This is a genomic window from Psychrobacter sp. AOP7-A1-24, from assembly GCF_052376235.1.
Classification (GTDB): domain Bacteria; phylum Pseudomonadota; class Gammaproteobacteria; order Pseudomonadales; family Moraxellaceae; genus Psychrobacter.
Map to the genome: position 1 here is coordinate 1 of NZ_JBQSVM010000052.1, position 12,951 is coordinate 12,951.

At 42.4% G+C, this 12,951-nt stretch carries 3 protein-coding genes; 2 read left to right on the forward strand and 1 reads right to left on the reverse strand.

Translation table 11 applies throughout. The features are described from left to right. The first annotated feature begins 25 nt into the window (after positions 1–25). Entirely contained in the window at positions 26–10,684 is a 10,659-nt protein-coding gene (locus ACT3QQ_RS12605) for an Ig-like domain-containing protein (RefSeq protein ID WP_444528257.1), read from the forward strand. A gap of 673 nt (positions 10,685–11,357) precedes the next feature. Here ACT3QQ_RS12605 and ACT3QQ_RS12610 read toward each other — a convergent pair. Then, positions 11,358–12,284: a hypothetical protein gene (locus ACT3QQ_RS12610; protein WP_444528256.1), complete on the reverse strand. Its 927-nt coding sequence runs from the start codon at positions 12,282–12,284 to the stop codon at positions 11,358–11,360. Positions 12,285–12,501: 217 nt separating this feature from the next. Between ACT3QQ_RS12610 and ACT3QQ_RS12615 the strand changes: the two genes are divergently transcribed. Continuing rightward, positions 12,502–12,630 (forward strand): hypothetical protein, encoded by a 129-nt coding sequence (locus tag ACT3QQ_RS12615; protein ID WP_444520362.1) that lies wholly within the window; start codon positions 12,502–12,504, stop codon positions 12,628–12,630. The last annotated feature ends 321 nt before the right edge of the window (positions 12,631–12,951 follow it).

Here is a 12,951-nt window from a genome sequence, read left to right on the forward strand (position 1 = left end):
GACATCAACACCTGCCACCGTTGAGATTACGGTTACTGATGTGAACGATGCGCCTGTGGCAACCGATGCCGCTATTAGCACCCCAGAGGGTGAGGCGATTGCCGTCCCGCTGATCGCCAGTGACCTTGATGGTGACATTGCAAGCATCAGCATCACCGCCTTGCCAGATCCTGCCCAAGGCGTCCTAAGCTATACCAATGCATTAGGGGATAGTGTGCCTGTCGCTGCTGGTACCCCGCTGAGTGCTGCTGAGGCAGCCAGCGTGCGGTTTACCCCAACAGAGAACTTCAATGGGGCGGTAGATGCCATTGACTTTATCGCCACTGACAATGATGGTCTGGACTCAGCGCCTGCCACCGTGACCTTGAGTGTGACAGATGTTAATACGCCGCCAACGGCTAACGACCAAAGTCTGAACACTGATGAAGACACAGCAGTGACGGTGTCGCTTGTTGGTAATGACATCGATGGTAGCGTGGTGAGTGTCACGGTATTGCAAGTGCCGCCTGCCAACCAAGGGGTGCTGACCTATGAAGATGATGGACAAACCGTTGAACTGACACCAGGCACCGTATTAACCGCTGCTCAAGCCACAAACATTGTGTTCACTCCTGCACCAAACTTTAACGGACGCGTCAGCAACCTCCAGTTCACCACCACCGATGATGATGGTGCTACTTCAGCGCCTGCCACCGTTGAGATTACGGTCACTCCTGTCGTTGACATCACTTATGTTGTTATGACGGGAGACGAAAATGTTATTGAAGGTGAAGAGGCTGAATATACAGTCAAATTTTTAGATGAAAGCGGCAGTCCTGTTATCGTTACTCAAGACACCGATGTCACCGTTACCTTTAACGATATCAGCACCCAAGACGCAGACACCGACTATAACAATGCCCAAACCATCACGGTAACCATACCCGCGGGCCAATCAAGTGCTGCGCTTAACATCGACACCATCGATGACTATTTTGCTGACAATGGTGAAAATTATAGTCTCACTATCACGGATATTGGCACTAACGAATTTGAAGCTGTCGACTTTAGTGACACGACAACTAACAGTATCACTACTACTATCAATACTAACAATTTAGGCGATAGCTCTAATGAAGGCGGACTTGATAGTAATGATATTGTGTATGTTCAACTAACAGGCGATGATAGCACTATAGAAGTAGATAATGCCTCGCTGACACATACTTTATCGCTTGTAGATGCTGATGGTCAGCCCGTCGAATTACCTGCAAGCGGCAGCATAGTGGTTAACTTATCTTATCTTAATGATGAGACCGCTGCGGCCGATTTTGATGCGAGTAGCAAGCTGACTGCGGTGACGTTTAATGCTAGCACTGGTAATCAAATTATCCTGACCAATACGGTATTAAATGATCCATTAAAAGAAAGCATCGAGAATTATCAGCTAGCAATAAGCTCTGTTGATGGTACCAATAGTGGCTTTGAATCTGTTCAAATTGATACCGAAAACAGTGTCACAGGCCAGATTGTCGATGACGTTGACCTCAAGCCTGATGTAAATACTGTACAAGAAGATGGCGTTTTAACCGCGACAGGCAATGTATTAGCTAATGATGAAGTCGGTACCGAAACATCCGTCAGCTTGCAGAGTCAGCCTAGCGATGCAAATGATTATGGTACGTTAACCTTAAACGAAGATGGCTCGTATACGTATGTTGTAAACAATAACAACTCTAAGGTACAAGCCATTGCTAAAGGGGAAGCAATCGACCAAGTATTTATTTATCAGGTAGGTGGGATTACTCAAACTCTAACTATTACTATTAATGGTGCTAACGACGCGCCAACCTTGGATATCTCTGGTAATAGTAATACCACTATCAATTATGCAACAGTTTACCAAGAGGGTGACGTCCCTGTTGCTATCAGTGACAGTAGTGCCATTGCTGATATTGATAATAACGATACGATTGGCAGTGCACTTATTGTCTTGAGCAACTCACAAACAGGCGATTTAATTGCCATTGATGAAGGTGATCTACCAACAGGTATTTCAGCCACCTTGTTAGGAAATAGTCGTATTGAGTTGAGCGGCAGTGCAAGCTTAGCTGACTATCAGTCCGCCATTGATGCCATTACTTTTGCCAATACCTCTGCTACGCCTAGCGAAATAGACCGTATCATTGAAGTGACGGTCACTGATACAGATAATGCTGATAGTAATACAACGACGACGGTTATCAGTGTGGATGCGACGCCGAAAGCAGTATCTGATAATGCAAGGGTTGAAGAAGGTGAGCTAAGCATTAACAGTGTCACTGAAAATCTAAATCTATTATCTAACGATGATTTGGGTACGCCAAATACAACCATTACGTCATTCACGTACTTAGATGAAAATAGTGATAGTCAAACAGTAACAACAGGCACTGTAGTCGATACTCAATATGGATCATTAACTATTAACGCAGATGGCACGTGGTCATACATGTCGGATGATACATCGGATAATCTAGACGGCATTATCGATAGTATCTCTTATACGATTACAGATGCCAATGGTGATATCAGTACTGCTGACTTTAATATCACAGTGGATGACACACAGCCCACGGCACTTATTCCTGAAGTTATATTGAATGAAGATGACCTAACTGGTGGCACCGATACGACGCCTGATGCGCTACGAGCGATGCGTAACCTTGGCATCACTAAAGCTGCAGATGATATAAGCGATATAGTATTCACTGGTGTTACCACAGCAGGGTTAGAAGCCTTATCACTTGAGTCCAATGGCGAGCCGTTGACTTACGAGGTGAGTAATAACGGTCATACGGTGGTTGCTAGTGCCGTAGGTAGTGAAGTGTTTACCATTACTTTGACCAATCCTACGGATAGCACTGGAGATGCGCAAGCGTTTGTATTTGAGCTACAAGGTCAGCTAGATCACACTGATGGAGTTACCATCACCTTACCTGTCAAATATGAAATTCAAGACACGGACAGTGCCAGGGTACAAAAATTTAATGTCAATATCGAAGATGATAAGGTACTGGCTAAAGATGATACACCTGTAAGTGCGGTAGAAGATTCGTACGTTGATGGTGATGATAGTACGTTACTTACCGGCAATGTGATTGATAACGATCGAGGTGCGGACGCAGATTTAAGAATCAATACCTTTACTTATTTAGATATAGATGGCAATACGGTTGAAGATTCTACCGAATTTGGAGTAAATCTTGAAACGCCAACAGGTACTTTAACAGTCAATGAAGATGGCAGCTGGACGTTTGCTGCTAATAAATCGATTGATAATCGTGACTCTGTACCTAACTTACAAGATGATGGCTCATTCAGTTACACACTAATCGATGCAGATGGTGACGTGTCAGATGTTGCTAATCAACCTATAAGCGTGACAGACACCGCACCCGTTATCGAAAGTGACGAAAGTGTTGTTTTAAAAGAAGACGAATTGTTCCCTGATTCGGGTACTGCTAGCACTTATGTGGCCAAAGTCGATTCCGCATTTACGGTCACAGGTAATAAGGATAATATCTCTGATATTTACTTTACCGTTGCCGACGGTAGCCTAATAAACGGCCGTTTCCAGAGTAGTGGCCTACCGCTTTATTATCGCTATGCTGAGGTCGATGGCGTAACCGATTATAGTACTCTATATGTGTCGACTACTCGGAATGGTGAGCTGATTGCAGATACGGTCGATAATCCTAACAATAATGTCGTATTCAAAGTGGAGATTAACCCTGAGGGTTTGCCATACACTAGTGAAGATGCTCTAACTTATACCGCCACCCTCTATGATACGATCAGACACGATAATATTGATGCTGATAATGATGGTAGATTAGACAATATTATATTTGACCTTGATTATGCAGTGGTCGATGAAGATGGTTCGATAGCGGAAGATCAGTTCGATGTTGAAGTAGAAAATAGACTGTTTAATAAAGATCTTGATTTCACTATTAATGAGGGGGATTTTGGGGATATCACTGAGGATGAAAACATTGCTCCAAATGGTAAGGATGCCTTGTTAATCAATGCTGCTGAAAACTTTGATGGCGGTGTGGTCACCATATTGAATTATGATCTATCGTCATCGATAGATTTGCTAAGTGGCGATTTGGTTTATATTGATGTCAATGGTAATGCCAGTGATGCCAACGGTCTGTATACGTCTGAAAACCCAGCCGTCGTTGGTAGTTTGAGAAATATCGGCAATGGACAAATTGAGTTTAATCCAGAAGAGAACTATTCGTCTATCGCGACACCAAATAATAGAGCAGATTTACCAGACATACCGAACAGTTATGAGCAAACCCCTAATGAATTTAACGATTTTTATAGTGTGATGTTCAATCTCCGTATACAAGATGGAGGAAGGATCTCGACCAGTAGAATTAATATTGAAGTAGATCCTGTTGCTGATGCGCCTATTATCGTTATTGATGATAATGAAGTTGATATCGTTGATGGTATTTATACCAACTATGTTGAAGAAGAGTCATCGACGCAGCTTGGTTTTATAGCCCCAATCATTGGTGATAATGGGGGTGAGGCCAGTACGGATCTGAGTGACTATGATTCAGACTACATGAGTGGCGCTATAAGCGATAACGATGATGATATCAATGGTGGGTCAGTCGATCGTAGCGAACGGTTTGGGGCGATTACATTAAGCGGATTACCTGAGGGCGCCCAGTTATTTTATATTGATGGCAATGGCGTTCAGCAGGTCATTATTGCTCCCACAGGAGATGATGGTACTGTCACGATTAAACTCACCGATGGCACTCATATTGCCGATAGTGAGTTTACGGCTGATGTTGAGATGACAAGTGACCAGTTTGAATCATTAATCGTCTCTCACCCAGAACAAGATGCCACTAACTTTACAGTAACTATGAGTGTCACTGAGTATGAAGTCGATGAAAATGGCGTCCCTTATCCGCTAGAGCCTAACGACTCCAATAGTGCGGATCCTGATGGTAGCTTGATAGCAGAAACCACATCAGTGGATGTACTGATTGATGTGCAAGCAGTGACAGATGCGTCGATTATTGATCTAGTAGAGCCTAATACGCCGCTCCCACCTGGCACGACTTCTATTACTCTGGCAAACGACCCTAACAATGGCATTGATAAAAACGATACGATTAATGCGGTTATTGACGAAGACAGCAGTCTAGATTTGCAATCTGTATTGAATGAAACGTTTATAGATGTCGATGGCTCAGAACGGTATTGGTATTCTATTAAAGGATTAGAAGATCTCAATGGTCAGGTAGTGACAGTCAATGGCACCAGCTATACCGTAGGTAAGAATGGCACAGTCATACTTCCAAAAGTGAAAGTAACGAGTAATGATCTAGACCCAAGCTTTACTTTTGCACCCCCAGCAGATTTTGCGGGTGTGATTGAGGCAACGCTTACGCTAAATACTCGAGATAGGGATTCAGATTCTGCAAATATTGCTCCGGCCATTCAGACCGAGAAAACATCTGTAAAATTAAATATAACGGTAAATCCTACCATCGATGTGACGGCAGTGGATCCACAGGCAGGGACTGAGGATACAGCGATTGCTCTATTTACAATAAATGATGCTGGCGATTCAGTCTTTACCATCACTGATCAAGATGGTAGTGAGGCATTGTCAATAGTGGGTATTTTGAAAGATCAAATTGATGATTTGATTACTGCAGGTGCCGAAATTTCTCTAAACGGTGTGCCTATCACAACAACAGATCTGACAGATGAAGGGCTTTATTATGGCTTTAATGTCGATGACTTGAATGGCTATACTATTATACCGCCAGCGCATAGCAGTGCCGATATTGCGCTCACTTATTTTGTCGAGACTATCGATGGTTCGGTTGATAGTGACAACCCTATTACTGGCAATGAAACCTTTGATGTCATCATTAAGGTCACTCCAGTGGCTGAGAGTGCGGATACCGATAGCGATGGCGACAATAGCAATGATGTCGCTCTCAACCCAGACCATACTTATAGCACACTAGTATTTGAAGATGGTGATGATGATGGTGTGAGCAGTTCTGCACCCGTCTGGTACGACTTATCGACTGATGTCGGCTTTAATTTACTGGATGGTTGGTCGAATGAAGATGATACCAACGACTTTGGCGAACCAAGCCATAGTAATGATCGTAACGATTCAGAAGAGACCTTTGCTCGTCTGATTGTCCAGATTAGAGATGATAATGGTGACTGGGTCAATACTGCTGGTACTCAGTTCCGTTATGATAGCGCAGGTGAGACGCAGACTATCACAGCAGGTAAAAATGGTGTAGACGTACCTGTAGCTGGGCTTAGCAGCTTGGCATTTATTCCGCCTAACAATTATTCAGGCGAACTGCGTATCCAAGAACAAGCGGTCACCATCGACTATGATGAAGATGATGATACCGCAACAGATAAAGTCGTATCTGGTGAATCTTTTCTTTATTTGACCGTGACGCCTGTTGCTGATGACGTGCTGCTTAGCGTGCAACCTGCTCAAGGAGTAGAAGATGCAGGTAGATCTAATGGTAATCCAACCGATGAAGATAGCTATACACCAGATGACACTATTGACAACCCTGAGGGAGGCATTGCGCTTAAGATAAAGGCACAGTCCAAAGATAAAGACGGTTCTGAAACCTTTAATGTCACTATTGATGCGATACCGGATGGTGCCTACCTTTATGTGTGGGATGCTGATAATGGCGCAAATGGTGGCTATGTCTTGATTGACCAAAACTATGGTGCAGTCAATGATGTTACCACGGTAGATAATGCTGATGATACATGGTCGGTCACGTTGACTGATTATCAAAGTGACAAAGTACCATCCTTTATACCGCCACTAAATAGTAATGATAACTATACGCTACAAGTCACTGGTGTATCAGTAGATGGCATGGATACCAGTGATCCTAGTGCGTCATTGGCATTGCCTATCAAGATTGACACGATCGCGGATAAAATCCTCAATGATGAATTGAATGAAGTTACCTTTGACTATGGTGGGCAAACCTCTGATAACTACGCGGTCATCCTTGAAGAAAGCGCATTGGATGCTGCTAACAGTGAGATAGCCTTTAGGTCTATTTTTAAGACGCCAGGAGATATCCGATCTTACGATGATGATGACTCTGAAATCGTGACCTATGTCATCACAGGTCTTGATGATAGGTTTATGATGCAAGGAGCCGACGTGACCTTTATCGGTGGTGAAGGCACTGCTAGGCAGTGGGTTGTGACGGATGAAGCGATCAATAATGGCGAGATAATATTCAAAACCGAAGACAATTTCGCAGGCGAAATTAACTTTAATATCAAAGGCGTCAGTACGGAACTAAAAGGCGGTAGTGAGGCAAGTCAAAACCTCCAGCCCGTACAGATATTTGTTAAGCCGGATGCACTTGATAATGATGTGGTCAATCCTACTGCTGAGCAGAATGAAAACGATTCTGTCACGTTAGACTTTGAGCGCGCCTTTAGACGTACGGATAATCCAGATGATTGGACATCAGGCGTTGAAGAGCTAGACAGTGTGGCCATTAGCTTGACTGACCTTGAGGATCTGGGTGTTCAGCTCACTGTTGGCGGCATTGACGGCGTCGGCGGCGTTGTCATCACAACTGATCAAGCAGACGCTGAAGGATTTTATACCATCACCCGTGGTTCAAATGGTGAGTTTAACGCCAGTATCGAGGCTACTGCAGCTGATCCTGCTAGTGATGAACCTGATTTCGTCAACCATAAATCAGGCAATGATGTCTATGAATTTGGCATTAAATATACAGTGACGGATACCGTCAGATCCACTAATAATGAGGCAGCAGATATCGTCTATCAGACGACGCTAACCCGTGAGACGGACTTTATTGTAGACGTGTTGCCTATTACTGATCCGTCATCATTAGTCAATCTTGCTGATATTGAGACTTCAGAGACCATTGATATCGTTAACGCCGATACGGCTGATAATGAGGTGATTAAAACGATCACTCTCACCTCACCAGATTTAGATGGTTCAGAGGTGTTTACACGAGTGCAAGTAGACGGTGTGCCCGATGGTATTTTAGTGGCCGTTGATGCTGATGGCAGTGGCAACTTCGTAGAAGCAGTTAAAGCGGGCGACACATGGTACGTCGACTTTGCCGATGAAACCATAGACACATCTATTACGGCGAGCGTAGATATCAAATTCAGTATCAAGGCAGGCTATGATGTGGATAGTGCAGAGAACTTACCTATTACCGTAACTGCTTATAACCAAGATGCACCTGATGTTGAGCGCTCGGTAGAGGCAAACTTCGACTTAACGCTTATCACAGGTACGACAGATGGTGGAGAAGAACCTCCTGAGTTAGTAGCAGATCTCATCGTGCAGCCCATAACCTTAATTGAGGATGGTGCAGCTGAACCTTTGAGTAGCTATATTACTGCTACGTTAAATAGTGTGGCGTATGCTAATCAAGCTGCCGCACCTTTCTCCTTTACCTTAGACAACCTACCTGATGATGTGCTGTTGAGCTACAATGGCTCTGATCCACAAGTGTCAGTAAGCAAACAGGGCGATACGTGGTTGATCAGCGGCAATGCGACTGAAAATATTGATATTACTACTATATTAGATGATATTACGTTTGTACCTACAGGTAATTTTAGTACCAATATCACTGATAAATCTAGTGCTGACAACGAAGCGATTACCTTAGATGTCTTATTTACAGGTACGGATAGTAATGGCGACTCTGAGACTGTGTCAGCCGACAATCCAGCGTTTCCAATAAGTGATCCAGGTACTAATGACAGTACATTGATTGTGCTGCCCATTACCGATTACTTCGGTTTTCACGAAGACGATCCTACCGCAGTACAGAATGACGATAATATCGTGATAGAGGAAGATGAAGAAAGAACATTGACATTAGATCTGACTGCAACTGCTGATGCAGGTAATGTTGAAATTATCAATGGCAATGTCTATTTTCAGTTCGCTAATGATGCTTCCATCAACGGTACGCTTACGGATACCAATGGTGAGCTTTTAGAGCCAGTTTTTAATCCTATGGGATTACCTGAAGGAACGTATTTTGCCTTACCAGTGGGCGCAGATAATCCAGCGTCTGTAAGTTTTAACTTCGTTCCTGATGCGAACGAAGATGGTACAACTGTGATTGAAACGTATGTAGTACATAAAGAGGCGACAGATATCCTAAATCACGATACGACTACGCTAGTATCGCGTAAGGACTTTGAAATTACTGTCGAAAAGGGCGCTGATATCTTGCTATTAGTCGTCGATATGGACGCTTCAAGCTTAACCGTGGATGAAGATCAGGGCGAGAACAATGTCAATGCGGTCAGTATCATCTATGAGGCTGTACAGACAGATGAAGACGATCAGCCTGCAACCTTCATACTGGACAATGTCAATGATGACTTCACCGTCTCCTTTGTTAATGATAGTGGAGATATCATCATAGCCAATAAAACAGGGATAGGGTCGTGGAGTTTGCCAAGTACCGACACAAACCCTACGCCTGAAATACTTATCCAAGCCCCAGAGAACTATAGCGGTACGAGTAGCGCTGATATTTCAGTATTAAGTACAGATGGACTACAGGGCGATGTCACGACCGTGGATCTTATGTTTAAGCCAATAGCTGATGGTGTTGAGTTAACCCCGCAGAACTCAGCTGGTGAAGCCTATACATGGGTTGGACTAAATACCAATGCTAAGATGGAAGATACCGATGGTGTTGATGAAGGAGGTAGTGAAACACTAACATTGACGATTAGCCCCGAAGATGGCAAACCCTTTGATGAATCCATGCTATTTAGGATTGGCGACACAGGAGAGGTTATCGGCTTACGTAATGCTGATGACGATGGCGATGGTATCTCTGAAAGCTTAGACGGGATATCTGTTGAATTTGTAGCAGGTAGCTATGTGTTGAGTGGCGTGCCTAACAATAGTATCAATGATATACAGATTCTGTATCAGGCGTATAATGGTACCATCACTTATACAGGCAAAACTGTTGAGACCTCAGACCCTGGGCAAGTCTCCAACGAAATAACCGAAACTGCTGATTTGAACTTGAATGAGTCTGTCGCTATCGAAACAGGAGCTCAAAACGACACTATCACTACCACAAATAGTAGCACTACCGTAAATTCTGGCGCAGGTGATGATAGAGTCACTGGCGGTGCTGGTGATGACCTCCTCGATGGTGGTACCGGTGTCAACACACTCGTAGGTGGTGCTGGCAATGATGAATTAGTATTCTCTGCTGATAATACTTTAATGGATGGTGGAGACGGTATCGATACCTTATTGATCAATATGGCTAGTACCGCTATCGATTTTGGTGACATTTCTGGTGACTTTGATAGTAGCGTGATTAGTAACATTGAGGTGATCGACCTGACTGGGAACGATACGCAGTCATTGATTAACATCGGTACCAATGATGTGATTACCATGACCGACAGCAATAATGAGTTATTTATTAATGGTGATAATGATGATGAAGTATCTGTGACCGCAGATTTCGTGGAGCAACAAGTATCCGATCAAGCAGACTATACTCAGTATCAAAGTACAATAGATCCAACAGTTAGCTTGTATGTCCATAACGATATCACCATACTATAAGCAGGATGGTTTGGAATCGATGTTTTTAGGTTAATTGCTTTTCTATTTACTCGTTAAACAACGAACAGCCCTAATTTATTATGGCTGTTCGTTGTTTAGAGATATCAACCTTGTAGGTTGATTAATGTACTAAGCTATGCTGGAAAGAATTGTAGGGCCAAACTTAGCAAACTAACGACTCAATAGTGAATTTATTATGATTGAGAAAACTAGAGCTTATAGTACAGTTGTTAAAGCTGAAGCCATTAAAAAGATAGCCAACACTACGTTAATGTTTCAGCGACTGCAAAGCAGCTATAGTAGTCATGCAGACCTTATTGAACTAGCAAAGCAAAGCTGATGAAGGCAAGTTTATTCGTGCTAAGCAATACGGTCCTGAACTCATGTATATTATAGAAGAGAATAAACGTCTGAAACGTGACCTCAAAGTTTCGCCATGAGCAGCCCTGATTTACCAACCGTATCGTATCTTTTGATAGTACGTAGATTTAGGTCAAGGAAAACCAATACGGTCTTTCACTATCAAGTAATAGCATACGCTTAGCTAGTGAATTTTTCTTTGCTTGAGTTTAATATTAGTGATCAAGAATAAAAAATAGCGCCGGCAATGGGCGCTATTTTTTATTCTATTTTATAAGTAAAATTCATGATTATTTATAGGCACACACTATTTTTAGTAGTTGGCTTTAATTTGTGCTTCTAAGAAATCAGCCGCAACGTCATTATATAAATCACAATAAACTTCTGAAATATCAGGATTGGTATTTTCTTTTTCCTGTATGCCTTTTTGATTATAGGAAGCACTGTATATCAAGCCATTGTATCTAACAGCGGCGATGATATCGCCATCTTCATCGGTATATCTTACAGCTGATAGCTTATTGTTGATACCGATGTTTTCTTTGACAAGGTTGGTAACAGTTCTATACGTTTTCTCGTTAGCAATCCACTCGGTTATGGTCATGCTACCTTCATCTTCGTCTTCCGAAAAGGTATAGAAATCTTGATTAGGGGTTTCTAAAAGTATATAGCATTGAGAGCCATTAGGAAAAACAGGGTTAACACTGCTAGGAAAATAAGATAAATCAGTGTCAATACCGGTTTCAGCGTCGAATGGCTGTTTGCCTACGCCTGAAAGATCAAGGGTTTTAATGTCATAAGTTGAATTAACGGAAGCACTTCCTGAACGAATACTTAGCTTAAACGTATCACTATCAACAAAGCTAATGTTATAAAACTGACTATCAAAGTCTTCAGGTACCGCAATGAACAGATTTTGGCCAGCGTAAAACTCTAATTCAGAGACATCACCTATGCTGTCTTGATATGCAGTAGGTGAGCTTCCTACAATAGTAGATATTGTCTGCATTAAGCCGCTGTTACTAAATCTATAATCGAGCTTACCCCATGCTGTTTTGTACTCTCCATCGTTCACATCGGTAAAAGGGTCAAATACTGTATAGCTTAGTTGGTTATTAACGATAGGACCACCATCGTCACCATTGCTTGCGACGTATTGACCGTCGTCATCTCCGCCACATCCTGTAAGTACTAAGGCGCTGGCCAATACGAGGCCTGTATATATTTTGTTGATTTGCATATTGTTACCTATCGTTAGCTTTCCGTAAGAAAGCAATCATAATTAAAGCCATATATAATTGCAAAACAAAATTTCAGTTTTAACGTTATCGCTACAATAGCAATCTATTTTATTAAGTAAAGCTATTCTGATTATTCATTAAGAAACCTACAATTTGCAAATTGTGTCATTTAAGCAGCAAATAGTAATGGTTTGATTCTCAGTAAGAGAGAAAGGCATGGATACAGGTATTATTGAAGACGTTAGTACTCAAAACTCACGTATCTATGAGACTTCGATGATGAATACTAATGATGTTGCACCCTCAAGGATTCAGCAAAAAGAAGCAATGGAAATCAGTAAGTGATCAAATGCCTTTAATAATTCTAATGAGACTGAAGTGGGTGTGAAAGAGGAATTTAGGTGAACTTGGCAAATGAAAAAAGTCGACCTTGCATTTCAATGGACTGTTGGCGAGAAGGTAGATAAGCACTAAAATTTCACATGACCGCCATGTCATACCTGTTAGGTAATGCAAAAAGTTGGTGGTTCTTTGTCGCTTTGTTTATTGCTAGTGGAAACATAACAATGCGTTTTATATAACTCGTAAATGCTCATTGTATTTTTAATATGTCTGAATGATAAGTCGCAAGGTTAGGTAGTTCAAAAGTATGTTTAACGGAAAGTA

Coding starts and splice junctions, on each gene's coding strand:
- ACT3QQ_RS12615 (WP_444520362.1), top strand. CDS start 12,502: ATGGATACAGGTATTATTGAAGACGTTAGTACTCAAAACTCACGTATC.
- ACT3QQ_RS12610 (WP_444528256.1), bottom strand. CDS start 12,284: ATGCAAATCAACAAAATATATACAGGCCTCGTATTGGCCAGCGCCTTA.